Raw genomic sequence first — 26,132 nt, 5'->3', positions numbered from 1 at the left:
ATGAGTTTTGAATACCAAATGAAAGATTTCGATACAAAGTTAAATAGAAAAAGATTTCTATTTATAGTCATATCATTATCATTTCTCTGTTTTTGGGGGAGTTATGCTGAATTTGAAGTTGGAGATAGCATCTCGGGTGAAGTGTACTATAGCGCAGAACCATTTATTGTTAAAACTTCTTCTGATGTGACAATCAGGGATGTTTTAGTAAATGATGGAGATTGGGTTAATAAGGGAGATGTTATATTCAAAGGCTGTTATTACAACGATAGTTCCAGTTGCGTAGAAGTTGATTATAGAGTTGATAATTCTGGTTATATATATTCATATTCATTGATCAAGTCAGGTGAAAGTTATAAAGCTGAGGAACCTATATTCTACATGTTCGAGAAAGATATGGAGTTGAGAGTTAAGGCCGTCATCTCTCCCGAACTAGCCATTAAGCTGCCTGTTGGTGCAAGCGTGAAGATCACTGCGTCATCAGATATCGACAACATTGAAATTGTCACATATGGTGTCGTTAAGACTAAATCTAGAAGAGTAACCTCAAGCCTTAGCGGTAAGGGTTATGAGTCTGTAATAAAAGTTTTGGATGTAGAAGAGTTCTTATATGAAGGAATGCCTGTAACTATATTTGTAAGTGGTGGAAAATTTAGCCCGTTAGCAATAATTTACAATTCACTAATAAAGTCGATTAATAAGTCCTGGATAAACCATGTTAGACCTTAAAGTTTATAAACCTAATGTGATGAGGCGAGTGCAGTTTTGCGTGGTAATTTTTATTGTTTTCGTTTTGTCATTTTCTTTGTTTTTTCTTTACCCAAAAGATGCTCAAGTGGAAGCTAGGGTTATGATTGCGAGGAGTTTGTCTATTGTATTGTTTTTTGTTTTTGTTTGGGGGGGGGTTGATCTATTTAGGCTCTCCAAAGGCAGGTTAGAAGTAGGTGAAAAAGCTATAAAATATGGTGTGAGTGACCAACCTGATTCTATCGTTTGGGAGCAAATAGCGACGGCAACTTATTATAGTAATATGAAAACTTTAGAGGTGCGAGAAAAGGGGAGCAGTGTATTTGAACTTAAAACAATAAAACTTTATGAGTATCAAGTTAATGATGAAGAGTTTTTGGAGGTCTTGCGCCACAACTCTGGAATTTATAAATTCCAATTAAATATAGATAATTGTGAGTGAAATATAAGCGAGGTAGGTTAAGTTGTTGTATTTGTTTCTTGGTTACTTTTTAGTAAGTTCAGCAATCTTTTTTTCTAGTGTAGGTACGTTGTCATTAACAGAAATGGCGTTTGCATACCTAATTTTGTTCGTTATAGAATTACTCCCTTTTGTTGGCTTTTTTCTAGGCAGAATAATACGCAAGGGCCAGACTTTTGACTTAAAGTGGTTAGTTGCTTTTGGCGTGGTTTTGGGGTTAGTTGAAAACGCTATCTATAGCATTTTTGATAGTAACATAAATGATGATTTCAGTATGTATTTTGTATTTTTTGTAACTCTATTCTTAGGGCTATATAAATCTCAAAACAAATCAACTTAGGCGCATGCAATCCAAGTGCCACAGGTATTGGATGGACGCACAGAAGCTTTAATGAATGGCGTACAGATGTCGAAGTGGCCCTATGGCGCATAAGCATCCAATAAAATAGAGGTGTAGCTAAGAAAGGTAGATTGGATACCGTCATGGCTGTGACAAAATTATCTATATTTGATACGCAGAGTTACATCAAGATAAGTTCTGTCGATATAGATAACTGGATGAAAAATAAATAAATTTAGCCTTTATTTTACCCTAGGGGTATAAAGTGGGGTATCACTACTTTTTCCCATGTCGACAGTTTAATAAAAACAATCACTTAAGCTCCATGTGGGCGGCATGATGTAGTAAAAATTGGTCCAAACCATTCTTTAGAAAAACCCTAACAGTTTGATGTTAGGGTTTTTTTATGTCCAAAATTTGCTAAAGCGCATTCATTTTAGGGGTGCAAAGTGGGGTATCGATTTAACGCCCATGTGTTGTTTTTAGAGCGTAAAATGTGCGCTGCAAAGTTTTTCGTTATTTTCTTTTAATGCCTCATGTTAAGGGAAGTGGATATATGTATCCGCTGAACTTTTAGGGGGTATTCTTAAGCAATAGCAGTCTTGACTAAGAACATCATTAACGCCATTTATTATCATGGCCTCTATAATTATCCGCTTAAATACGCGTGGCGATAGGCTAATTAACTACAGCATCCAGTTTCCATTGTTCAAACTTGTCGGTTTTGCTCAATGCCTCTACTTGCTCTAAAAATTGCTTGTGTAGACGCTTGCAGTCTTCCAAATCATCGTTAATCGCGGCCTTTTCTAGCTCAGCACAAACTCGCCCAATACCTATTGCGCCAACATCACCTGCTGCACCTCGAAGTCTGTGACTTGTAATGCGAATATTGTTCAGGCTTTGCTGTTCAACTGCTGATTGAATTTCCTCTATTCGCTCAGGCAAAGAGTCTAAGAACATTTTCACAAGCTGATTATGTAGCTTTCTATCTCCCATCAGTCGAGAAAGTACATTTTCTATATCCCAAACATCAGCATCTCTTTCTAACCTGTCATCTTCTTCAGTTGGGGGGTTAGGTTTGCCATTGCTATCGGTATTTACAAGCTCAAGGGGGGCTTTTGCATTTTTGTTATTGTCGGGAACGTACTTTGTCATCGCTTGGGTAAGCGTGTTGATTGTCATTGGTTTAGCGACGTAATCGTTCATGCCAGCCGCTACACATTTGTCTTTTTCGCCTGACATTGCATTGGCGGTCATCGCAATAATGGGAATATCTACATAACGTTTACTAGCATCTCCTCGTCTGATTGACTTTGTTGCTTCGTAACCATCCATGTTTGGCATGGAGCAATCCATGAGCACCATATTAAACTCAGTAGCATGCTCTTTGAGTGTAGCGATTGCCTGTAAGCCATCCTTCGCAGTGGTAATATTGACCTCAAGCGGCGTTAAAAAACCTTTCAACACTTCGAGATTAATGTCGTTGTCATCAACCGCGAGAACATTGAGCCCGTGAATGCGCTCTAAACTTGCGTCTAAAAGCTCTATTGAGCTGTTTGTGGCCGTTAAAGTTGAGGTTGACGTATTTGCACTTGAGCTGGAAGACTGTAGCTTATTACTCAACTCTGAAAGAGTGAGTGGCTTGTCAATCAAGATGGCTGGCTCATAGTTGATTTCAATATTGTTTGAGGCGGGTGCCCTCATGAGCGCGACTTTACAGCGACCTTGTGGATATTGTTGCCATTGTTCAAACCAATGAGATAAGTTAGGCATGTTGTTGTCGATTATCAGCCAGTCACATGAATGACCAACTAATGCACTTTTTAAATCCTCATTGGCTTGATGGTGTATTTGTACTTCACTGGCGCCTAATCTTGTTAACATGGCTAAAGCACTTTTACATACCACCTCGTTATCACACGCAAATATAACGTGTTTTTCAGCGAGTATTTGAGGTATTGATAATGCTTGGCAGCTGTTTTTTTCATATCTTAGCTGCAACGTAAATGTACTCCCTACGCCCTTCTCAGACTCAAATGTAATATCGCCGTTCATTAGTTCGGCTAACTGTTTGGAGATTGATAACCCTAACCCTGTACCACCATACTTTCTTGATGTTCCTGACGTTTCTTGATCAAACTTTGAAAAGATTTTGTCGAAGTTTTCTTTTGCTATGCCAATTCCGGTATCAATAACGTCAATGCGTACTTCAACTTGGTCATTGCCCAAAACATAACTACTTGCTTGCAGCGTGACATTACCATTTTCTGTGAACTTAATGGCGTTACCAATGAGATTAAACAGGATTTGATTGAGCCTCAAAGAGTCACCATCCACAACTCGGTGTTGTAATTTTTCGATGTCTAAAATCAGCTCGGTTGAGCTATCAAATGCTCTCACGGCCAAGGACGCCATAACATTTTCAAGTAACCCGAGTAGGTCAAATGGTTTGTTGTCTATTTCTAGCTTGCCAGCTTCAATCTTAGACAAATCAAGTATATCGTTGACCAAAGTGGCAAGGCTTTCAGCGCTACTTTGCGCCATTTTCATATACTGTTGTTGCTTTTTACTGAGGGCTTCACGGTTAATGAGACTCAACATACCAGAGATACCATTGAGTGGTGTTCTCATTTCATGACTGATGTTAGACACAAAGGCGCTTTTCACGTCACTGGCTTTAAGTGCCTGCTTATGTGCTTGGGCTAATTCAGAGGTACGCTCTTGGATTTGCTTTTCTAATGACGCGTTAATACTGGCTACTTTTTCTTGCGCGATACGCTCTTGTGTGATGTCTTGAAGTATCAATGCAACGCCAATGAGTTTGGGTGCGCCCGTCAAATCAGCCTCTTTTGCAGGAGAAACAACCATATTGTAACTGCGGTGTTCGTTGTCTATCTCCATGCCGATCTCTTCTTGAATAGATGCACCCGATTCAAGAACATGAAGTAATTTTTGTGGAAAGTCGCTTAATTTGTCCCCGATAATATGATTAAGCTTATTGCCCACCACATAGTCTTCAGACACACCAAATAGCTTACTTGCAGCTCTATTCCACGTCATGATATGCCCGCTTGAATCTAGCGCTATAATCACATCTAATGACCCGTTGACAATGGCTGAAAACACACTCCGGCTTTCTGCTAACTTATTCTTGTTATAGTACTGGAAGCTTAAAACAACGATGAAAATGGCCACTAACGTTAAAACAATAACAATCAACGCATACGTTGATAAGCGGTTATCATATACCAGCTGGTTGTAGGTTTGTTCGGGCGTGTAAGATATTGCAATGAGAGATTGGCTGGCTGCGCCCTTAGTAAGTGGGATCTCTACAGCCTTTGCGAATATCGTCTCACCTTGCCAACTCAATTCAAAGGTCTCTGAAGAGCTGATACCCACATTTGCCATTTGTGGCCACACTAGTTCGGGTTGCAAGTCAGCTGAAAAGCGAAATTGCTCGTCAGGGTGCCAAACAATTTGTTGTTGTTGATTTAAAATAGTGATTTTGCTGGTGTCTTTATTACCCATATTCAGTTCAGAGAGTAGCCCCTTTGGATTTACATTCATGACTAAAAAGCCAAACAAAGCATTATTGTCATCAAAGATAGGTTTAACAAATCGTTGAGCTAATCGATAAGGAAACTCAAATTCGCCATGCTCTTTATTCAAACTGATAGGAGAAATATATAACTGATTACGCTTTAATTTAGCGCCACTTTTCATGTAACTCGTTTGCGACTTATCTTGTAACAGGTTACCGCCATACACTTCTATGCGCCCCGAAAGACGGTCTACGCGGATAATTTCCATCCCTTGCGCATTCATCACCCTTAATTGGTCTAGCTCAGGGTGGTTTTTTAACATGGAAACAAAAATGGTTTCTAATCTCACCTTCCATTGCTCTGTGGTTGTATTGTCCTTGGGGTCAAAACCATCATTGTTAGATGCTCGTGCAAGTCCTGAAATGGGTGGGGTGGCATATAAAAATTGGATGTCTCTTCGTCGTGCATCAATGCCATCATTAACTTTTTGTTTAGCCGATAGCAAAGTAAACTGAAGTTCATCCGATACCTGTTCAAGGGCGTTTGTTTTTATTCTTTGGTCGGTAAAGTAGATAAGCGCACATATTGCGAGTGTGAACCCAATACTGATTGGTGCCACTAATTTATTGTAAATCGGCTGTTTCATATATTCAGTTCCTTGCTCTGCACTTTCTATTACCACTTTAATTCGGTTTATTGGTCGTGAGTAACAAAGCCTCAAACTCACACTCAGGCAGGGGTTTACTAAATAAGTAACCCTGACCTAAATGGCAGCCTAGCTCTATCAGTTTGTTTTTGTGCGCTTGCTCTTCTATGCCTTCGCCCACTATCTCGAGCTCTAAAGACCGTGCCAGTTGCACGATTGCTTTGACAATATCTAAGCTTTGCGAATCAGACAGCATGTCACGTACAAAAGATTGGTCAATTTTAAGTACATCTACTGGTAACTGCTTGAGGTAAGACAAACTAGAGTAACCCGTGCCAAAGTCATCAATTGCAATAGACAACCCTAACTCTGACAGTTTTGACAAAATGGTGTTGGTTTCATCAAAGTCATGCAGCAAGGCACTTTCTGTCACTTCTAGCTCCAGAAATCGGCTTTTTAATCCAGAGTTTTCTAGTGCGTTCATCACCTTTTCAAAAAAGCTGGCGTCCGAGAATTGCTTAGCAGCAATGTTAACGGCAACGGTGATTGGATAGCCTTTTTCTGCCCATTGCTTTGCCGCTCTACAGCTTTTGAGTAAAATTAGGTAACCCAGCTCGTTAATCAGACCGGTTTCTTCTGCAAGCGGGATAAATGACATAGGTGAAATGAACTCTCCTTTATCATTTTTTAGTCTTACTAGAGCCTCTGCGCCTATTAGCCTATCTGTACTTAGCTCGAACTTGGGTTGGTAAAACACGTCAATGTCTTCGTGGTCAATTGCTTTTCGTATTAAGCGCAACATCTCATGTCTGTCATTGAGCGATTTGTCTATATCTTCAGAATAAAACGAATATAGGTTATGGCCTCGCTCCTTTGCTTTATACATTGCAGCATCGGCATGGGTCATTAATTGTTCAGCGGTTGTGGCATCGTTTGGCATCATGCTAATGCCTATGCTCACGGTCAGTGTCACCTCTTCTGAGGGCGTGTTAAAAGGAATGCTCATCACTTCGATTATTTTCACACCAACAGAGTCAACGTATGCACTTGATGCTGCGTTAGGTATAAGCAACACAAACTCATCTCCGCCAACTCTGGCTAATGTGGCGTTTGGTTCTGTTATAGACTCAAGCCTTTTGGCAACCTGCTTAATAATCGCATCCCCCTGATAATGTCCGAGGCTATCATTTATATACTTGAATTGATCAATATCGATCAAATACACCGCTATTTGTGTTGTAAGCGCTCGACATGCTTGGGTTATTCTGTCGTGTAACAGGATACGGTTGGGTAAATTAGTGAGTTGGTCATAATTGGCTAAATGACTCATTTTCACAGAAAGTGCAATGGTTTCACTGACATCTCGAAATACTATAATTGCTCCTATAACTTCTTTGTTGTTATTCCTAATCGGTGCCGCCGAATCCTCGACGCGATAAAGTTGGCCATTTAGGCTAGTCAGTTGGCTATTCAAAGCCATCGCCACGATTCTATTTTCTTGTAAGGCTAACGTGATGGGGTTAAAGCTTTTTTGTTTTGTGGTTGCGTCAGCCAAATCCATGACCGTATCAATGCGCTTACCTTTAGCATCATTGACGTTCCACCCAGTTAACCGCTCAGCAATCGGATTCATAAAGGTCACGCATTCATTGGTGTCGGTCGCAATGACCGCGTCACCAATTGAGTTGAGGGTGACTAGCAGTCTTTCTCGCTCCATGTCCAGTGCAAGCTCTGCTGCCTTGACTTGAGAGATATCCGTTAAAGTCACTAAATAACCAGAAACTTCATTTTGAACACAGCGCTTTGTGATACAAACTTGAACGTACTGAATAACCAGCTCTAATGAGGTGATGTCCAGAACATAAGTCAGCTCAGGTTGAGCATATTCAATGTGTGCTTTTATCGATTGCGCCAAGATGAGCGGTAGCCCTTCGTCAATAGATAACCCTTCAACATCTCTGGCCGCTTTTTCAAACCAACTACCATCAAAGTCATTACAAAACTGGCAGATTAACTCACAATCCCAGTAAGAAATGTACGCCGATAGTTGCTTAACTAAGTCATCAATGTCTCTTTGTGCGCTGGCAATAATCGCCTCTTGGCGTTTTAACTTTAGGTGGTTTTGCACTCTAAGTTGACACAAGCGTGCATCAATGGGTTTGCGTAAAAAGTCTATGCCACCCACCGTTAGTGCTTCGTATTCAATTTCTGTATCTTTATGAGATGTCACAAAAATCACAGTGCTATGTGCTGTGCGTTCAGATGACTTAAGTGCTCTACATACTTCAATGCCGTTAAGTTCGGGCATATCAATATCAAGCAAAACTATGTGATAACTGTTTTGCTGAGCGAGCTTAATGGCTTCTTTTGCACTTGGGCATGTGTCTACCTGAGCACAGTCTTTTAAAACCTCCGCTAGCACAACCAAGTTAATTGGTTCGTCATCCACCACAAGTATGCGCGGCTTAAACTCCGTTTCAGATATCAATCTCATCGTTAAACACGCTCTGCTACCATCCTAGAATAAGTTATTAGTGACATAACTCTAAGCTATACTCATTTTATTCTAGCTGCATATATCAAAGGTTCTAGTTTGTGTGGCAACAATTCTATGCAGGTAAAAATAAGTGACTTATCTTGGCAGCCCGATAATAAAGCACCCTAGAGATTCTCGCGTGTTAATTGTTGATGATGAGCCAGTCAACCGCACGCTAATGGAGAGCTGCTTAAACACCTTGTTTAACGTGACGGTGGTAGATAGTGCCGAAGCGGCACTTGCTCACTGTGAAGCGACACCGCCTGATTTGATTCTGATGGATCTCGTGCTTCCACACATGTCTGGGCTACAGGCTTGCCAAGCGCTTAAAAGAAATCAAGACACTCAGCATATCCCCATCATCATGGTCACCTCAAGTGAGGACGAAACGGTACAAAATAAGTGCTGGGATGCGGGATGCTCTGATTTTATCGCAAAGCCAATAAACGGAATAACATTACGAAATCGCGTAAAAATACATTTAAATTATAAGCACCAAACAGAAGCGCTACAGCGCCTTTCATACATTGATGGGTTAACTGGCGTAAATAACAGAAACCTGTTAGCTCAACTGTTACCAAAATATTTGCAATTGGGTGAGCGAAATAAGCTACCGACAGGTGCTCTAATGATAGATGTAGATTGGTTCAAACTATATAACGATACCTACGGCCATTTAAAGGGCGATGAGGTTTTAAGGCTGGTAGCACAAACCATAGCAGATAACTTGCACCGCCCGTCTGATCTGTTATTTAGATATGGCGGCGAAGAGTTTTTAGGGTTACTTGCTGATACAGATCACAACGGCGTTGCTCACGTAGCCAACATGCTCAACAAAAAAGTGCGAGAACTGGCTATTCCACACGAAAAGTCACCCTTCGGTATTTTAACAATCAGTATTGGTTGCGCCGTTGCGACACCAAACCAAGACATCAAAGGCGAAAAGCTTCTGCAACTGGCAGACAACTACCTGTATAGAGCTAAACAAAAAGGCAGAGATGCGGTTGAAGTGCATGTGTAGGGGTTGGCTCACAATGCAGGGAGACATAGAGGTATTGTAATTCCATAAGTCAGAACGGTTCATAGCGTAAAGTAAAGGGCCACCTTTTGAGTATGATATTCAATGAACTGATATGTAGATAACTGTTTGAAAATAAATAAATTTAGCCTGCATTTCACTCTTGGGGTATCATCACGTTCTCCCATATGAATAGTCTTATTAAAACAAAGGGTTAAGCTCCATATGGGCGGTATGATGTAGTAAAAATCGGTTCAAATCGCTTTTTAGGAATCCCTAGCATCTTGATGTTAGGTTTTTTTTGTGTCTGAAATTTACTCAAGCGCCATCATTTTACGGGAATAACATGGAGGGGGTAAAAGTATTGGTTTGATAAACTCAACAATGATGACAAAGTTATCGTGTTGAAATTTTTAATAAAAATTATGATTTAGCGCAAAGTGATGCAATTTTACCCTTTAAGGTACTCGCACTTTTATTCAATTAGGGTACACTGTCCGTACCGCTATCAGATATATTTTTATAAACAGTACATCTGAATTTATCCAATTTTCAAAAACAGTTATATGGAGCTAATTGAGTGAAACTTGTTTTGAATGCCTGTTTTGTTACTTTCATTATTCTTTTTTTTGCGGTTATTCCAAACGCCAATGCAAATAACTTCAAACTAAATAAATCGCGTATTGTTTTTGAGCAAGATGATCGCAGAGCGGAATTAAAGATTTATAACGAATCTAACAGGTTACAAAGTTATAGGATCCTGTTGACTGAAATGGAAATGAACCAAGAGGGTAACTTAGTACCTGTAGAGGAATATACCTATTCAGCGAAACAGTATTTACGTGTAGGTCCAAGGATTGTGCGAGATATTCCACCAAACAGCTTCGCACGTATCAAATTGATCAAAAAAGGGGTAAAAGAGCGTGGTGAGTTTCGCTCACATCTACTCATCGAGGCAATAAAAACAGAAGTAGCGAAGCAAGTAGCTGGCGTTTTTATTCAGCCTAACATCAAGTATGTGATCCCTGTGTTTGTGCGCAATTATCCAGATGAAGAAAAGGCCAGCGTTGTGCTGGAGAAGCACTTTGTAGACAAAAACACAAAGACATTATCACTGACGTTTAAACGTGAAGGCTTAGGCTCATATAGTGGCAACTTGGTTGTCAAAGATATGAGTGGGAAAGAGTTATATCGTGTTAATCAGGTGAGTATTTACCCAGAGCTTCAGCGAAGAACTTTTAATACGACCATTTCAGCGGATGAGTCAAAACAGCCTTTATCGGTTGTATTTGAAAGCCTTGAACAAGGCAATGAGATTCAATTTCAATCAAATATTTAATGTGGTTGGACAATATGGATGTGAGCAGCATGAGAAAAATAATATCACTTATATTTTTAGCTTTGATAGTAACAAAGAACGTGAGCGCCAGAGAGTTTGGTATCAATGTTAACTTTGAAGCGCAAAGTACCCCGTTAGAAATCACTGAGCGCAAATCGATGGAGTTTCCCGATTTGATTGCCGATAACGCAACCAAAAATGGCGCGAAATGTGAAGTCTACGGAGTTGTTAACTCGGGTACTAATGAAACGTCTCTTTGCCCTGGCCAAATTGGCCGCATGGGAGAATTCAAAATTTCTGGTGCGCCAAATGGGGCGGTGACAGTAACCCATACGGCTGATCAGACTATCAACGGGCTAAGGTTTTCAACCAATTCGAGTGCGCAACCTGTACTCAAACCACTGACTTTAGATTTGAAAGGGGAAGCGACATTCTTTGCTGGTGGCGTTATTACCTTGGTTGACAAAAGTACTGCACAAACGAATGCTTATCAGTTTTTCTACGATGTGTCTGTGGCATATCAATAACACCAAAACATTAAAAAGGAATCAAAATGAAAAAACTACTCATGACTGCTTCATTACTTACTTTGTCAGGTTTAGCGTGTGCTCAAGAATACACAATTGATGTCAATTTACAGGTTGAGGAAATTCAATTGGGTTATGAAGAAACCCAGCTATTAAAATTCCCACCTCTTACGGTTAACCGTGCGACGGATGTTGGTGCAATCTGTAATGCGCACTATCTACAACCAAATGTGATTACTACGCCTGAACAATCACTTTGCTTTAGAGCGACAGAAGGTCAATCAGCATTATTTACACTTCAAGGTGTACCTTATGCCGATATAACATGGCATGCATCTGCACCTGAGCAAATTGTTGATGGTCTGAGCTTCGTTATTCATGATTCAGCGCTTAGAAACGGCAAACTAAATAATGAAGGTGAATTGGTTGTAAACTTCTTAGGTCAAATCAGACTAACTGATAAAGATGCAGCATTACAAGGTGCTGGCGCTAAACAGTTTACTTACGACTTTGTTGCCGCATATCAATAAATAGGCATTGCTAGTGGGGGCCACTCTACTAGCACTTTTAATCAACTCATTTCCAACCTTTTCTAACGCGAACGTGATTTTTAAAATAGCCAGACTTTTTTGTGCCGCACTGTTGCTGAGCGCTACCTTTGTGGTTGCAGCACAAGATTACCTAGATTATATTTTTGCGGACTTCAAAATTGATAATCGCATCATATCTTCTGAACTTGAGCTAGTGACGCGCGATTACAGAGAATTTTATCTTGCCTTAACAAGCTTTAATGAGCACTTAGCTTGTACGCTCAGCTTAGACAGTGATGCACGCCTGTTGAGTGGTGACTTTTGGGGGCAAACCATTTCCCGGAAGTTAGAGGCCCAAGCATTTCTTGTGGATGAAGGCGATGTGTATTTGAATATCAATGTGCTTACTGATTTTCCTTTAGAATATGAATTTAATCACGCGAAGCAATGGCTCTCCATCTTTACCGACGGTAAACATCCCAAGACTCAGGAAATTATACGTGAGCAACGTAAAAACTTAATTGAAGCAATTAAAGAGCGACAAAAAGAAGTATTGGTCAAAAGTGATAGATACGAAATTTTTACGCCGCCTAATCTGGATATAAACCTAGGGATAAAAAATAAAGATAAACTAGAACAAGCTATGTATGCGCAAGCAACGGGCGACTTTTTTTTTCATCAAGGCAGTATTCAAATAAGTACCAGTAGCAACCAAAAGCCACATGGTCGTGCCATCTTTGCGCGCAAATTAGATGTTGGATTAACGCCGATGAGTTACGAGTTTGGCGATATAAAAATACCGCAGTCAGCGTTTATTCCAACGGTGTCATCTGGTTTAGGTTTTTACATTGGACAAGATGCGCGACGTAGCCAAAAGCTCAGAGATAATGTCAATGGATATACCCTTCCTGGCAGTGAAATAGAATTACACCAAGGGGACTATTTGGTGGATTTTACTGTGGCAGATGAAAGTGGTTATTACGAATTAGGTAAGCTGGATTTTAGGCGCTCTGAAACGTCATATTTCATTAAAATTATCGCTCCTGATGGCAAAACAACGCGCCAAGAAATTAAAAAGCCGACTTGGAAAGGCTTAAAAGTCGGGCAATGGTCTCCTGAGTTTGTGTACATGGATGCAGGGGCCTATGTGTTAAACAAAACGCGTTCAACGCGCGATGATCGTTTTGCCATGATTGGCAGCAGTTATGTGTTTGATGAAGAACAACTTGTTAGAGGGGGCGTAGAATGGCATGAAACTAGCTCAGGTACTTACAACGTCCCATTTGTTGACTATGAGTTTATCAGCCCAGATGGCTCTGAGCTGTCGAGTAAGATTGGCTTTGCTGACGCATGGTTACATGAAAACCGGCTCAAGTGGGTTGTTAATTCAGCTCATTCACTAGACCTTCAAATAGCGCGTAGCAAGGCTTACGACAATATACAAAATAGGAAAACGTTAGGGTACTACTTCACTGATGACAAGCGACGCTTTCAATCTGTGTATTCTTACTCTTCAGGTATGGGGGTAACTGAGAAATCAGTGATTTCTCAGTTAGGGCTGAGTGATGTAGATAAAAGCTTTTTACTGACTTGGGATAAGAAAATTGTCAGTCAAAGTGCCGATAGAGTGACTTTAGTAACATCGGCAAGCGGTACATGGGGAGCGGTCAACTTGTCACTGACCAGAGAATTTCAACAGCAACATCAAGATTACCTATCGTTGAGTTATTCAAAACTCATCAATGGTTATAGCTTTTCCGCGTCAACCTCTTACTCTACGAGACAATCTAAAGTTGCTACCTATATGCGTTTATCTAAATCGTGGGGGAAGCTCTCTAGTAGTTTTTCAATCTCAAAATCAGAAAGTCAACCACTCATAGTGGGGTTGAATATCGCCTTTTCATTTAATGCGAAAGCGCCGTTTGAAACCCTCAATAGTCGTTCATATCGCAATGGTGCTACGATAAAAAACTGGGCATTTTTGGATGGAAATTATAATGGCAAGTGGGATGAAGAGCTCAATGAACAAACCATTCCAGGTGTCAGGTTAGAAGCGAGATCAAGCGTTACAGCAGATATAGAAATTGATGAGCGTTCTCACCTGTTTGGGGTGGACGCGTATGACCCATCTTTATTTCAAGTAAACTCGGAGCAAGTTGATAACCCATTCTTAATTCCGCTTTATCCATCTATTCAAGTCGAATCTCATCCAGGCGGCCGGGTAGATGTCGCTATCCCATTACAGTTGTTTTATGAAGCGGAAGGGGAAATAATTTTGCTAGATAAAACGGGACAAGCGAGCCGTCATAATGGCTATGTTGCTTTGGAGCTTGTTGATCTCGACTCAAACAGTGCGCCTGTTAGAGTGGCTTACACGGAGAAAGATGGCTTTTATATCGTCGATAAAATCAAGCGTGGACGCTATACATTGCGCGTCTCAAAAGAATACCTTGATGAGAACAATATAACGTGTTCACCCTGTGAGCACTCAATTGACACGCAAAGTGCTGATGACTTCATTATGTACGTCAGTGATATTGTGTTGCGAGAGCGCGAGGTTAGCAGTAATGAAGAGTGAGCAGCTAAAAGCTATAAACAAATCAGGACGATTTTCTTAAGAGTTTAGCGCAAATCTAATATGCCAGTCACCGATAGAAAAATGGGTAATTGCCAAAATTAAGCCTGAGCTATGGCAAATAACGACTTACAATTCACACAATAAATGTGAAAAGCTATAAATCAGGACGCATTAATGCGTAGTATGTGGAGTGTTCATTTTTGAACGCAACTTACCTGCCTTTTTAAGGCAGTATTTAATCTTTTCATATAAGGAAATGTATTTATGAAGCGGGTAACACTATTACTATGTGGGAGTTTTTTGCTTTTTATTCAAAGTGCTTTGGCGAGCGTTAGCACTGACAAGCTAATGGCGTATTGGTCTGGGGCTGTATTTGGCGACCAAGCCGAAGATGTGTCTGTGAACACACATTGGGGCAGCTTAGTTGGCGGTATGTCCTCAAGTGCAGGTGTGATTGGCAATGGGTTCAGTTTTGATGGTGCAAATGGGCACATCAAAGTGGCTGACAGTGATGCATGGGACTTCTCTAACCAAGACTTTACGATTAGTTTTTGGATCAATCCTCGCGCTTATACCGCATCCTACACACGGGTGATGACTCAGTGGCAGTGGAATGGCGGAAGCAACCGTGCTTGGCAGTTTTATATTAACAGTGGCAGGCTCACGTTTGCTGCCAATGGCGCTTTTAGTATCAGAACGGCGAGTCAGCTGGCGACAAATCAGTGGCATCATATAACCCTTACGCGCACAGGTTCGGTAGCAAGGATATACATCAATGGTGTTGTAGATGTAACAAATAACAGCGCAGGAGCAACATTAAACAACTCCAGCACTTTTATGCTAATCGGCGCTGTAATTGACAGAAATGGGGTAACGGCTCACCCAGGTGATATGCTCAATGGACAAATGGATGAAATTCGAGTCTACCACAGAGCACTGACCGACACAGAGATACAAGTGTTGGCAGATCCCACAGCACAGGAGCCTATTTCATGGCAGCCTGAGCCCAATACAACCTCATTATTTTATCCTGCGGCGACCAATTGCAGCATGGAAGATGATGTATCGACGCCGGTTGCGCACGCCTACCGAGGTAGCTACGAAGTTTCGCAGGGTAAAATCATGACCTGTAATTTGCCTGTGAACCCAGGCAAATATATTGCGCGTATTGTGTTTGACCACCTTGCAAATGAAATGGTCAGTCCGCAGTGCAAAGTGGGCATCATCAACGCAACGAGGGGCAGTACCGCGACAAATACTCACCTGATGATGCTGTCAAAAGACGGTGGCTTGGTTGACGTATTCGTGTACGAAGACTTAGGCATAGCAGAAGCATACAGCAATGGTCATCCACACAACACGTTGGTTTTGACATGCGAACATGGCAGCTTCTCGGCTGACTCTTGGGTTCGCTATGGTGTGATCCGTGTGGATTATGCCGTTGAGCAATAATACCTAAGTGCTTGCTATAAAGCTGGGTTGTATACCCCAGCTTTATTTTATTTTATTGCGTGATATGCACATAAAACCTTTGTTGAAGTGATTGTGTTAATTGGCTAATGTACCTGAAACAATAATAAAAATTAGGGAAGACACATGAAGTCACTACTTTTCGCGATGTTGGTTGTATGCAGCTGGAGCGTTTACGCTGATGATATAGCCAGCCTAAACAAGCAACAGCTTGAACGCAAAATAAAAGAAGTGAATACCTTACAAAACGCTATCTTGATGACAGGCTCACAAGTTACGGATGTAGATGCGCTGTTTGAGCACTTTACCGAGGACTTTGAGTATATTCATCAGGGGTACGGTGGCCGTTATTCTCGCCAGCATTTATACAACAATTACGTGAAGTTTCTTAAGGCAGGTCAGTATCAATATACAACACCACGCTACCAGATTGTGACGATGATAGTAGGCCACGATGCGGTATCGGTTGAGCGTCAGCAATTATATGAAGGTAAACCTGAAAGTCATTTAACGGTTTTCGAGTTCAAAGGCCCTAAAGTTTCCAAAATTATTGAATACTGGAAATAACAGCAAAAAGAAAGTGAGCATAAATTTGTATGGATAGGATAGTTTACCCAACGGCTTTAAAAGCGGGCAGTAAAATTGCTGTCACGGCATTTTCTGCTGGAGTCAGTGAGGCTTTTCACCCACGCCTAGAGCTTTCGTTGGCTTACCTGCGTGATAGCGGGTTTGAAGTTATCAGTGGTGAATGTTTAAAAGAAAATAACCAGCATGTGAGTGCCTCAGCTCAGCACAGAGCACAAGAGTTAATGACTTTTCTGTGCGACGACAGCATTGATGGCATTGCTCCTCCTTGGGGTGGAGAGTTTGCCATGGAAGTTTTGCCGCTATTAGATTTTGAGCGTCTAAAAACGGCCAAGCCCAAGTGGCTATTTGGCTTTTCTGATATCAGTACCGTGGCTGTAGCGCTGACAAGTCGATTAGGCTGGTCCACCGCACACTGTGCAAATTTAATGCAGCTCATCGGCAATGAATCAGAAGCTTTGACCGCTGCGACAATTCCTCATCTGATGCACGCGCAACGAGGGTATGATTTTACGCAGCGTGCCTCAAGTCACTACCAATTACACGGCAAGTCATTTGCGGATAATCCTCATACCGTGCTCAACGCCACACAGCCAAATGCATGGAAAACAACATCATACAGCAATCAAGCTACTATCCGAGGTCGGTTAATCGGTGGCTGTTTGGACACTCTACAGCATTTACTTGGGAGTGAATATTGTGACCTAAGCGTACTACAACACCGCTATGGTGATGATGGTATTGTGTTGTATTTAGAGAACGCTGAGTTGACCCCCACCGCATTAAAACGCGCCTTATTGGGCCTTAAATTTAAAGGGGGGTTTTCACAAATTAATGGTTTGTTGATAGGACGAAATGCCCAAATGGAACAAGGCGTTAAGGATATCAGTTCACAGCAAGCTTTGCTGGATGTGGTAAGTGAGCTTTCTATTCCAGTGATTTATGACATGGACATCGGCCACTTGCCTCCTAATTTAACCTTGTTCAATGGAGCAATGGCACAGGTGAGCCTTGATAACGGCATCGGAAGTGTCAGGCAGTGGTTGAGTTAGGTACAATCAACCGAAATATTCCTTCTTGGGCGCACTTTGCTCTATGTAAGGCTATGTAATTCGCTTTTTGGGATTACTGAGCTAGCTTTACATGCACCCGCAAAGTAGCGGCGATATGACGGACTGTTCTGTCATATTTTCCTAGGAGGAAGCAACCATGGATAACCATCAATCACGCGCTAAGTTTTTACATAGCCACCCCAAGGCTAAAGCACATGCAGCCCTTGATAGTGCGACCAATCAACAACTAAAAGTCACCCCTGGGCCAATCAAGCTTACCGCTGGTAAGTTTGCTGGCAAAAAGGCCATTATTATCGGTGCAGGTGTGTCTGGATTAACAGCGGCATATGAGCTGCTACAACAAAAAACGGGTATGGACGTGACCATACTGGAGGCGCAAAATCGCACCGGAGGGCGCTGCTTAAGCTTGCGCACGGGTGATACCCTCACAGAAGATCAAGACAGTCAGCTATTTCAGTCAAAACCGGGACAAACCCAAGTGGTCCGTTTTCAACAACCTCTAGGTGATAATCAGCCATATCTCAATGCGGGGCCTGGACGCATTCCATCAAGTCATAAGCGTTTACTTTCATACCTTAAGCAGTTTGGGGTTGATGTAGAGGTTTATGTGATGAACAGTGAGTCAAATCTGGTACAAATGAAAGACAGCTTTAACGGTATGCCCTTGGTGTATCGCCGTTTAGATCATAATACTCGTGGCTGGCTCGCACAATTGGTCTATGACAACGCTGAACAGCTGATACAGGCAACGGAGTGTCAGGTGGCACCACAAGACATCACAATGCGTGCCAAACAGCTCAAAGAGCTGATGATAAGCTTTGGTGAACTCAGTGAAGATGGTAAATATGTGACCACGGCAGGGCAAGCAGGGTTGGAAAATGGTAAAACGCGAGCAGGCTTTACCGAACTACCCGGTGTACAGGCCGGCGTTACAGCGGAGCCTTTAAGTTTTAATAGTTTACTCGACTCGCAATTTTGGGACAAAACTCGCTTCTACCAACCTGTAGACTTTTTATGGCAGGCAACATTGTTTCAACCTGTAGGTGGGATGGATCAGGTGCAACATGCGTTTGCTCGACAGGTTGCAGCACTCGGTGGCACCGTGCATTTGAATAGCCCAGTAAAACATATCGAGTGGGACAATGATTGCCAGCAATATAAGATTTCTGTAAGCAAGATAGGCACTACGCAGTTGGATGTGTACTACGCCGACTACTGTTTTGTGAACATGGCGCTGCCGTTTTTAAAAGAGATCCTTGATGAATCATTACAGGATGTTCATTCGGATAAAGGACTAGATAAGCCTTTTAAACAAGCACTTCATGCGGTGTATAGTGCGCAGTTTTTTGATGATAAAGGACTGTATCAAGAGAAATTTCTCGCCTGTACAACCAAAGTTGGCTGGCAAGCGGATCGTTATTTATGGCAAGGCAGCCAAGTTGATATGAGAACGCCGCCTCATTGCCAAGAACAAGTACTGACGGTGCCAGACTCAGAAGTGGGTGTCGTGCCTATTTTCGGCGGCATTTCTTGGACCGATGATGAAATTGTTCAGATCTGGTATCCATCGTGTGACTATCACGACCAAAAAGGTGTGTTAACCGGAGCTTATAACTTTTCAGAGGTCGCTTATGAATGGGGCAAGTTAGCCATTGACGAGCGGTTGAAAAAGGCGCGTGCTGGGGCCAAGTTATTTGGCAATGCTTTTGGCGAAGGTTTAGAGCACGGGGTTGCAATCGCGTGGCAAAATGTGCCCTACATTAAAGGTGGTTGGGCGCAATGGCATGCGGTTGATAAGCATGTGGTTGATAAGCATGCGGGTAATGCGGGTAATGCGGGTAATGCGGTGGCGCACTTTAATGCACTGGCACAAGGCAGTCGTATTAATATGGGTCATAGTCAAACACAACCCAACTTTTTTGTTATTGGTGATCAACTCTCTTCTTTACCGGGCTGGCAAGAAGGCGCGATTGCTGCGGCACTCAATGCGATTAGCCGTGTTGAGCGCCCCGACTTAGCTATACCTCATTTATCTTCTCTACCTGATACCCGTCTTATGGTTGAAGGTATTTAAGCGTACGCTGCAAGTTGCAGGTGGTGACTTGCAGCGCACTTGCTGAGTTAATCGGTACTGAGCTCATAAACTGTCTTTAAATTAATTACCTACGTTTGAAGTGCTTTGGCTTATCTGGTCTATTATTAAGCTAACTTTGCGTTTAAAAACTGGCGTTACTCGCCACATCTTCTAGGAGCTTATGATGGGACTTGTTAAGAAGTGCTTGATGTTATATGGGTGTTGTTTACTGCTCGCGTGTAGTCCAAAAGAACAAGAAAGTGATCAAACAACACAGCTACGCCCTGTTAGAACACTCACAGTGGGCCTGTTTCATGCGGGGCCCGTCCAAGAATTTCCTGGTGTGGTTGATGCGGCGAATACCGCTGAGTTGTCGTTTAAGGTATCGGGGGAGGTGACGAAATTACTCGTTAAACAAGGGCAAGAAGTGAACAAAGGCGATGTCATCGCGGTATTGGATGACACCAGCTATAAACTGGCTTTTGATGAGGCGCAAGCATCGTTTGATAAAGCCAGTGCTGATTTCAATCGCGCAGAAAAGCTACTTAAAACCGGCACCATTTCTCAGTCTGATTACGACCAGCTCAAACTACAATACGCCAGCGCAAAAAACAAACTGGCAACCGCCAAAAACAATCTAGAATACACCACGTTGCATGCATCGTTCAGCGGTGTTGTGGCACGTACACACATCGAGCAGTTTGAAGAAGTTCAAGCCAAGCAGCCAATCGCAACACTGCAAGACATAAAAACCGTCAATATAAAAGTGAATATACCTGAAAGCATGATGATCACGGTGTCAAAAGATGTACCCAAACAAATTTATGCTGAGTTTTCAGCGATTGAAAATGCGCGTTTCCCACTGACCTTTGTGGAGGTCAGTACCAAAGCCAACGAGGTGACCAATACCTATGAAGTGACGCTCGCCATGAGTCCGCCCTCAGGGTACAACATTTTACCGGGTATGACCGCCAGAGTTTTCGCCAGTGAAGTATCGGCCGATCAGCAAGCTATCTATCTTCCCATTAACACCGTGCTAAAAGATGATGTCGGTAACTATGTTTGGACCGTTGAAAGCGTGGGAGATGGCAAAGGCAAAATCAACAAAACCACCGTAACACTGGGCGAGATGACCAAATACGGATTTCAAATCATCAGTGGTTTATCACCTGGTGAACAAGTGGTATCGGCAGGTATGAGCAAGGTAAATGATGGTCAAATGGTTAAGTTTGGTGGAGGCGAGCCGTGAATATTACTCGTTTAGCGCTTGAGAACGATCGCACCGCATGGGTTATTTTTGCTTCTATGCTGGTGTTTGGCATCTTGGCATTTAATAAAATGCCAAAAGATTATGATCCTGGATTTATTATTCGCACCGCGCAAGTGGTTACCTACTTTCCTGGTGCCAGCCCACAGCGTGTAGAAGAGTTGGTCACCGATCAGATTGAAAAGGTGGTTCAACAAATCCCCGAACTAGACTTTGTAAAGAGTACCTCCAAAACTGGCGTGTCTATAGTCAGTGTTAACATCAAAGAAAGTTACAAAGATATGCGCCCGATTTGGGATAATCTGCGGCGCAAGATCCAAAGTATTGAAGGTGATTTACCAAACGGCAGCCAAACGCCCATAGTCAATGATGAGTTTGGCGACGTGTTTGGGATTGTGATTGGGCTGACAGCCGAAGGCTACAGCTATCGTGAGATGCAAGATGTGGCAGAACAAGTACGTGACACTTTCTTGCGCCTTCCTGAAGCGGCAAAAGTTGAAATCTACGGCACCCAAGAGCAGCGCGTATTCATTGAATTTGAAAATAGTCGCTTGGCAGCATTAGAGCTCTCTGCCGCAAACCTAAAAGAGCAACTCAGAGCCCGCAATATCGTCAACCCAGGTGGCACTTTATATGTGAACGACGAAACGCTGGTGGTCGAGCCTAGCGGTAACTTTGAGTCGGTGTCAGAAATTGCCAATACCATCATAAATATCCCTGGTAGTGAACAAGTTATTTTACTCTCTGATATCGCTAAAATTTATCGAGATCATATTGAACCGCCTCAGCCGAAAGTGAGAGTCGAGAGTGAGCGAGGGTTGACGATAGGCATTTCGATGCGCAAAGGCGGTAATAATCTGGAGTTGGGTAAGCAGGTTAGACAGAGCATTAGGCGTTTGGAAGGTGTTTACCCAATCGGCGTGGAGTTTAAGCTGCTGTCTTTTTTACCACAGGAAGTGGAAAAAAAGGTCAATGACTTTGTGTCCAACCTTGTACAGGCCATTTTGGTAGTAACAGTGGTGATGTTATTTACGTTGGGCCTGCGTACGGGGTGTGTGGTTGCCAGTTTAATACCAATGAGTATGGTATTTGGCATATTGGTGATGTCTTTTTTTGATATCAGTATCGATCAGATTTCTTTGGCGGCGCTTATCATCGCCTTAGGGATGTTGGTAGACAACGGTATCGTTATGTCAGAAAACATCATGGTACAAATGGAGCAAGGGCGGCGTGCAATCGACGCCGCGGTTGACTCTGCGCAAGAGCTAAAGATCCCACTGCTAGTTTCATCACTCACCACTGGGGCCGCATTTTTGCCGATTTTTTTGGCTGAGTCGGCGACGGGGGAGTACACCGCATCTTTATTTAAAGTGGTGACAATTACCTTGCTGTGCTCATGGCTACTTGCATTGACGATGATCCCTATGCTGTGTGTGAAATTTGTAAAAGTGAAGGCGCAGCAACAAGAGACATTTAACAGTCGCTGGTACAAAAGTTATCGCGCCATCTTAACGAGTTTGATGAAACACCGCTGGCTCACGGTGGGAGCAAGTGTTTTGCTGCTGGTTATAGCGATTCAGGCTTTGCAGTTTATACCTAAGTTGTTTTTTCCGCCCTCGGATCGTGCCTATTTTAAAATCGAATTAGAGCTGCCTGTAGGAACACGTTTAGAAAGTACAGCGGCACTGGTAAAAGACCTAGACAAATTTTTAGAAGATGAGTTGCAGGTTAATGAGCAGCGTCCAGAGGGAGTGACCAAATGGGTGAGCTACATTGGCAATGGTGGGCCAAGGTTTTTACTCAGTCATAACCCAGAACCAAACAGCACTAATTACGCGTTGATGATAGTTTCTGTGACGTCGTATAAGTTGATTGATGACCTCATGGCCAAGGTTGAACGCTATGGCTTTGAGAATCATCCAGATTTATTACTTAAACAACGTAAGATTGAAAATGGTGCTGCGATTGAAAACCCTGTGGAAATTCGCGTCATGGGGGAGGACAAGGCAAAGTTGATGGATATTGCTCAGCAGATAAAAGCCAAAATGCAGCAAACGCCGGGACTGAAGTCGGTCAGTGATGACTGGGGCTTGCCCATTAAAAAACTAGAGATCAATATCGACCAAACAAGAGCACGTCGTGCTGGGGTATCAAGTGAAGATATTGCGACCTCTTTGCAAACAGGGCTCAGTGGTTTGGAGCTGACTCAGTACCGAGAAAAAGAAGATACCATTCCAGTGATTTTACGCTCTGTTGCGGCTGACAGACAGGACATTGCCAAGCTAAAGGCTATGGCTGTGTACTCGCAAGCTTCTGGCAATTCAGTTCCTTTACAGCAGGTTGCGGATGTTAAAGTGGTATGGGAAAGTGCGCAAATTTTCCGTCGTGATAGAGTCAAGTCCATCGTACTGGGTGCTCAAATCCAAGGTATTACCGCCAACGAAGGATTTGCACAGTTAACGCCTTGGCTAAATGAGCAACAAAAAAACTGGCCGTTTGGCTATACCTACGAACTGGGCGGGGAAGCGGAATCATCTGGTAAAGCCAATCAATCTATCGCAGAGAAGCTACCGATAGCGGTGTTGATCATTGTTCTTTTGCTGGTGGCACAATTTAACTCAATCCGTAAGTCTTTGTTGGTGTTAGTCACCATTCCGCTAGGGTTTATTGGTGTGGTTGCTGGATTATTCATTGGTCAATCATTCTTTGGCTTCATGACACTGTTAGGTGTCATTTCGCTGGCTGGTATTGTGATTAACAACGCCATTGTCTTATTGGAGAAAATAAAAACAGAACTCGACAGTAGCCCTGACGATCCGGTGGGGGCGATTATTATGGCTTCTCAGGCTAGGATGCGACCAATTTTATTAACGACAGCAACGACGGTGTTGGGGTTATTACCGCTTTATCTAGGCGGCGGTGAAATGTGGGAACCCATGGCGCTGAGTATCATGGGCGGGTTGCTGTTTTCAACAATGTTAACGTTGGGGGTTGTGCCCGTGTTATATGCGTTATTGTTTTCTGTGTCGGAACAAAAAGCGTCAGCATAAATAAAAGGATGCACTAATAACTGTTTGTTATCTGGAAATAGATGTGGACGCTATTTATAAATAAGCGCATTGTAAATACACTGAGGTTTGCTGCAAATTAGTGTAAAAGAGCGTAAACCTAAAAGACAGGTCAGCATGAATTCAGCTAAATTACTTAAAAATAGTAATGAGGACTTGAGGAGATTTAACTATGAATAAGTTAGTAGCAATAACTGTGGGCATCTTCAGTACCTTTGCGGTTCATGCTGGAGAGGCGCAAGTTACATTCAAAGACTTTAAAGATTATCGCGATGTAAAACCTTCTAACGAAGCTAGAGGCAGCTATCATAAAAGGATTGCTTCTCAACTTGAAAAGCATATAACTAAGCTAGCGGAGCAACTACCCGAAGGCTACAAGTTAGAAGTCACTTTTGATGATATTGATTTAGCAGGGGACGTGCGTTTTAACGCAGATGATTTACGTATTGTAAAACCTATCTATTTTCCCCGCCTTGATATCAGTTACAGTTTGGTAGATGGCAAGGGGATGAAGCTGTTAGCGGACTCTGATGTGAACCTTAAAGATATGAGCTTCATGGACCGAGCGAGAATCGGCCATGAGGAAAGTTTCTATCATGAGAAACGTCTACTCAGCGAATGGTTTTCAGAAACCATTATGTCGGCTATCGAATCGGAATAAAGTGTGGTTGCGCGCTCATTGTAGCGCGCTCCTTTTGTCTTAAATCAGAAAGCTGATTATTTAAAGGTCGCTAGCAGTTGTAGTAAGTGCTGTAACTTTTTAACCACAAAAGCCAATTTCTGCTCGTCAATATGCTCTGCTTTAGATAGGGCTTCAACGTCAGCAGCTACGTCTAACACGTAAGGTTTAAAGCGCTTTGCTTCAAAGGTAAAGCCGGCGTCTTCGGTAAATAGGGCTTTAAATTTGCCATGACCTTGGCGCTGTAATTCGTCTAATTTTTTATCAGCATCAAGTGATTGACGATAAACAACTTTTAGGTTTTCATTCAATTTTTCAATGATAGTTTGCATATTTTTCCTAAAGTTATTGTTAAAAAGGCCGATAGTCTACTTGGATTCATCTAAAAAGTCAGGTAACGCTTATGAATATTTCCGGAAATAACCTGCCTGTGATGTCTGGTGCAGGCTCAAGTGGCGAGGTTTACAGCGCTTCTTTAGCTAAAAAGCAACAGCAAGCAGACGGGAGAGCAGCACTTGCTTTGATTGAAGCCGCTGGGTCTAGCGCAGCTGCGCAAAGTCCCGCAAAATCAACCACAGCAACTTTAGGTAATAATATTAACGTGTACGTTTAACGCTTGCGTTATTCTTACTTGTTAATCAAGCTGTAAATCAATCGGTGTCTTACTTGTTTTGCCACCGATTTCTCTCACCAACTTCGGTACCAAAAATCCAGGTAATGCTTCTAACATCTGAGCCATAATACTTTTGGCATGGCTTTCTTGCACATCAAAATGACTGGCACCTTCCACTTTATCAAGCAAATGCAAATAATAGGGCAAGATATCCGCCTCAAATAATGCTTCACTTAGGGCAATTTGCGCCGCTGATGTATCGTTTATGCCTTTTAATAACACGGCTTGATTGAGCAAAGTCACATTGGCGCGCTTGAGCATTTGCATTGCTTGGCTAAACGTTTCGTCAATTTCATTCGCATGATTAATATGATTCACCAAAATAACCTTAAGGCGACTGGCTGCCAAACGTTCACACAGCGTATCGGTAATACGTGATGGTAACACAACGGGTAAACGGCTGTGGATCCGTAAACGCTTGAGCTGTTTGAGTGGTTCAAGCTGGTCGAGCAACCAGGTTATGGCATCATCTTTGGCCATCAGTGGGTCTCCGCCACTTAAGATGACTTCATTGATCTGTGGATGTTGTTTTACATATTCGACAACTTCAAGCAAAGAGCGCTTATTCAGTTGGTTTTCCTGATAAGGAAAGTGACGACGAAAACAGTAGCGACAATTTACCGCACAACCTGTTTTTAGCATCAGTAAGATACGTGAACGGTATTTGTGTAACAGCCCAGGCTGTGCGCTTTGCTGCTCTTGTAGAGGGTCTTTATTAAACCCTGCTTTAGCCAAAAACTCTTGATGCAAGGGCAAGACTTGTAACAGCAAAGGGTCATTGGCATCGCCATAACGCATTTTTTTAATAAACGGCAGGGGAACACGAACAGGAAATAAACGTCTCGCTTCGAGGTCTTTTGTGTCAAAATGCGACTCTAAACCCAACATATTGAGTAAGGTTTGTGGGCAAGTTACTACATTTGCCAATTCTTTTTGCCAGTTACTATGCAAATTTACTTCATTTGTTTGTATCATTAGCA

19 protein-coding genes are annotated in these 26,132 nt (G+C 42.4%); 15 read left to right on the top strand and 4 right to left on the bottom strand.

Features of this window, described 5'->3' with window-relative positions:
- Both BET10_RS14520 and BET10_RS14515 read left to right on the top strand, forming a co-directional pair.
- A complete protein-coding gene (locus BET10_RS14520) occupies positions 1 to 729 on the top strand; it encodes an HlyD family secretion protein (protein WP_070986320.1) in 729 nt (242 codons plus the stop codon).
- Positions 716 to 1,189: a hypothetical protein gene (locus tag BET10_RS14515; RefSeq protein ID WP_070986319.1), complete on the top strand. Its 474-nt coding sequence runs from the start codon at positions 716 to 718 to the stop codon at positions 1,187 to 1,189. The genes BET10_RS14520 and BET10_RS14515 overlap by 14 nt, the downstream gene beginning before the upstream one ends.
- A 1,036-nt stretch (positions 1,190 to 2,225) precedes the next feature.
- On the opposite strand, the gene BET10_RS14505 is transcribed toward BET10_RS14515, so the two are convergent.
- Positions 2,226 to 5,735 carry an ATP-binding protein gene (locus BET10_RS14505; protein ID WP_070986317.1) on the bottom strand — a complete coding sequence of 1,170 codons (3,510 nt, stop codon included), beginning with the start codon at positions 5,733 to 5,735 and terminating at the stop codon, positions 2,226 to 2,228.
- A 37-nt stretch (positions 5,736 to 5,772) separates the two neighbouring features.
- A complete protein-coding gene (locus tag BET10_RS14500) occupies positions 5,773 to 8,229 on the bottom strand; it encodes an EAL domain-containing protein (RefSeq protein ID WP_070986316.1) in 2,457 nt (818 codons plus the stop codon).
- A gap of 133 nt (positions 8,230 to 8,362) precedes the next feature.
- On the opposite strand from BET10_RS14500, the gene BET10_RS14495 reads away from it, so the two are divergent.
- The 12 genes from BET10_RS14495 to BET10_RS14440 all read left to right on the top strand — a co-directional run bounded on the left by BET10_RS14495 (position 8,363) and on the right by BET10_RS14440 (position 24,461).
- The gene (locus tag BET10_RS14495) at positions 8,363 to 9,292 is read left to right on the top strand and encodes a diguanylate cyclase (RefSeq protein ID WP_070986315.1); all 930 of its coding nucleotides are present in this window, start codon (positions 8,363 to 8,365) and stop codon (positions 9,290 to 9,292) included.
- A 577-nt stretch (positions 9,293 to 9,869) separates the two neighbouring features.
- Positions 9,870 to 10,628 (top strand): fimbrial biogenesis chaperone, encoded by a 759-nt coding sequence (locus BET10_RS14490; RefSeq protein ID WP_070986314.1) that lies wholly within the window; start codon positions 9,870 to 9,872, stop codon positions 10,626 to 10,628.
- Positions 10,629 to 10,657: 29 nt separating this feature from the next.
- A complete protein-coding gene (locus tag BET10_RS14485) occupies positions 10,658 to 11,155 on the top strand; it encodes a hypothetical protein (RefSeq protein ID WP_139158565.1) in 498 nt (165 codons plus the stop codon).
- Between the two features lie 26 nt (positions 11,156 to 11,181).
- On the top strand, positions 11,182 to 11,685 hold the full coding sequence (locus BET10_RS14480; RefSeq protein WP_070986312.1) for a hypothetical protein: 504 nt from the start codon (positions 11,182 to 11,184) through the stop codon (positions 11,683 to 11,685).
- Between the two features lie 13 nt (positions 11,686 to 11,698).
- The gene (locus tag BET10_RS14475; RefSeq protein WP_070986311.1) at positions 11,699 to 14,263 is read left to right on the top strand and encodes a hypothetical protein; all 2,565 of its coding nucleotides are present in this window, start codon (positions 11,699 to 11,701) and stop codon (positions 14,261 to 14,263) included.
- 264 nt (positions 14,264 to 14,527) lie between these two features.
- A complete protein-coding gene (locus BET10_RS14470; RefSeq protein WP_070986310.1) occupies positions 14,528 to 15,715 on the top strand; it encodes a LamG domain-containing protein in 1,188 nt (395 codons plus the stop codon).
- A 144-nt stretch (positions 15,716 to 15,859) separates the two neighbouring features.
- Positions 15,860 to 16,300 carry a nuclear transport factor 2-like protein gene (locus BET10_RS14465; protein ID WP_070986309.1) on the top strand — a complete coding sequence of 147 codons (441 nt, stop codon included), beginning with the start codon at positions 15,860 to 15,862 and terminating at the stop codon, positions 16,298 to 16,300.
- A 29-nt stretch (positions 16,301 to 16,329) separates the two neighbouring features.
- The gene (locus BET10_RS14460) at positions 16,330 to 17,370 is read left to right on the top strand and encodes a S66 family peptidase (RefSeq protein ID WP_205987539.1); all 1,041 of its coding nucleotides are present in this window, start codon (positions 16,330 to 16,332) and stop codon (positions 17,368 to 17,370) included.
- A 157-nt stretch (positions 17,371 to 17,527) separates the two neighbouring features.
- Positions 17,528 to 19,465 (top strand): flavin monoamine oxidase family protein, encoded by a 1,938-nt coding sequence (locus BET10_RS14455; protein WP_070986308.1) that lies wholly within the window; start codon positions 17,528 to 17,530, stop codon positions 19,463 to 19,465.
- 181 nt (positions 19,466 to 19,646) lie between these two features.
- Complete coding sequence (locus tag BET10_RS14450; protein WP_070986307.1) at positions 19,647 to 20,714, top strand: efflux RND transporter periplasmic adaptor subunit; 1,068 nt, start codon at positions 19,647 to 19,649, stop codon at positions 20,712 to 20,714.
- Complete coding sequence (locus BET10_RS14445; RefSeq protein ID WP_070986306.1) at positions 20,711 to 23,782, top strand: efflux RND transporter permease subunit; 3,072 nt, start codon at positions 20,711 to 20,713, stop codon at positions 23,780 to 23,782. The genes BET10_RS14450 and BET10_RS14445 overlap by 4 nt, the downstream gene beginning before the upstream one ends.
- 190 nt (positions 23,783 to 23,972) lie before the next feature.
- The gene (locus tag BET10_RS14440) at positions 23,973 to 24,461 is read left to right on the top strand and encodes a DUF3016 domain-containing protein (protein ID WP_070986305.1); all 489 of its coding nucleotides are present in this window, start codon (positions 23,973 to 23,975) and stop codon (positions 24,459 to 24,461) included.
- A gap of 56 nt (positions 24,462 to 24,517) precedes the next feature.
- Here the strand turns inward: BET10_RS14440 and BET10_RS14435 are convergent, their stop codons facing one another.
- On the bottom strand, positions 24,518 to 24,811 hold the full coding sequence (locus BET10_RS14435; protein WP_070986304.1) for a prephenate dehydrogenase: 294 nt from the start codon (positions 24,809 to 24,811) through the stop codon (positions 24,518 to 24,520).
- 71 nt (positions 24,812 to 24,882) lie between these two features.
- On the opposite strand from BET10_RS14435, the gene BET10_RS14430 reads away from it, so the two are divergent.
- A complete protein-coding gene (locus tag BET10_RS14430; protein ID WP_070986303.1) occupies positions 24,883 to 25,092 on the top strand; it encodes a hypothetical protein in 210 nt (69 codons plus the stop codon).
- A gap of 21 nt (positions 25,093 to 25,113) precedes the next feature.
- Here the strand turns inward: BET10_RS14430 and epmB are convergent, their stop codons facing one another.
- Entirely contained in the window at positions 25,114 to 26,127 is a 1,014-nt protein-coding gene (gene epmB, locus BET10_RS14425; protein WP_070986302.1) for an EF-P beta-lysylation protein EpmB, read from the bottom strand.
- Positions 26,128 to 26,132 lie beyond the last annotated feature (5 nt).

Origin of the sequence: Pseudoalteromonas amylolytica (assembly GCF_001854605.1) — a bacterium.
Classification (GTDB): Bacteria; Pseudomonadota; Gammaproteobacteria; order Enterobacterales; family Alteromonadaceae; genus Pseudoalteromonas; species Pseudoalteromonas amylolytica.
Note: the sequence above shows the minus strand (reverse complement) of the source record. Positions and strands in the feature narration are given on the sequence as shown.

What these genes read in the sequence shown, in the direction of transcription:
- BET10_RS14485 (WP_139158565.1), top strand. Translation starts at nt 10,658, where the DNA reads ATGAGAAAAATAATATCACTTATATTTTTAGCTTTGATAGTAACAAAG.
- BET10_RS14520 (WP_070986320.1), top strand. Translation starts at nt 1, where the DNA reads ATGAGTTTTGAATACCAAATGAAAGATTTCGATACAAAGTTAAATAGA.
- epmB (WP_070986302.1), bottom strand. Translation starts at nt 26,127, where the DNA reads ATGATACAAACAAATGAAGTAAATTTGCATAGTAACTGGCAAAAAGAA.
- BET10_RS14465 (WP_070986309.1), top strand. Translation starts at nt 15,860, where the DNA reads ATGAAGTCACTACTTTTCGCGATGTTGGTTGTATGCAGCTGGAGCGTT.
- BET10_RS14455 (WP_070986308.1), top strand. Translation starts at nt 17,528, where the DNA reads ATGGATAACCATCAATCACGCGCTAAGTTTTTACATAGCCACCCCAAG.
- BET10_RS14435 (WP_070986304.1), bottom strand. Translation starts at nt 24,811, where the DNA reads ATGCAAACTATCATTGAAAAATTGAATGAAAACCTAAAAGTTGTTTAT.
- BET10_RS14505 (WP_070986317.1), bottom strand. Translation starts at nt 5,735, where the DNA reads ATGAAACAGCCGATTTACAATAAATTAGTGGCACCAATCAGTATTGGG.
- BET10_RS14515 (WP_070986319.1), top strand. Translation starts at nt 716, where the DNA reads ATGTTAGACCTTAAAGTTTATAAACCTAATGTGATGAGGCGAGTGCAG.
- BET10_RS14460 (WP_205987539.1), top strand. Translation starts at nt 16,330, where the DNA reads ATGGATAGGATAGTTTACCCAACGGCTTTAAAAGCGGGCAGTAAAATT.
- BET10_RS14480 (WP_070986312.1), top strand. Translation starts at nt 11,182, where the DNA reads ATGAAAAAACTACTCATGACTGCTTCATTACTTACTTTGTCAGGTTTA.
- BET10_RS14500 (WP_070986316.1), bottom strand. Translation starts at nt 8,229, where the DNA reads ATGAGATTGATATCTGAAACGGAGTTTAAGCCGCGCATACTTGTGGTG.
- BET10_RS14450 (WP_070986307.1), top strand. Translation starts at nt 19,647, where the DNA reads ATGATGGGACTTGTTAAGAAGTGCTTGATGTTATATGGGTGTTGTTTA.
- BET10_RS14440 (WP_070986305.1), top strand. Translation starts at nt 23,973, where the DNA reads ATGAATAAGTTAGTAGCAATAACTGTGGGCATCTTCAGTACCTTTGCG.
- BET10_RS14470 (WP_070986310.1), top strand. Translation starts at nt 14,528, where the DNA reads ATGAAGCGGGTAACACTATTACTATGTGGGAGTTTTTTGCTTTTTATT.
- BET10_RS14430 (WP_070986303.1), top strand. Translation starts at nt 24,883, where the DNA reads ATGAATATTTCCGGAAATAACCTGCCTGTGATGTCTGGTGCAGGCTCA.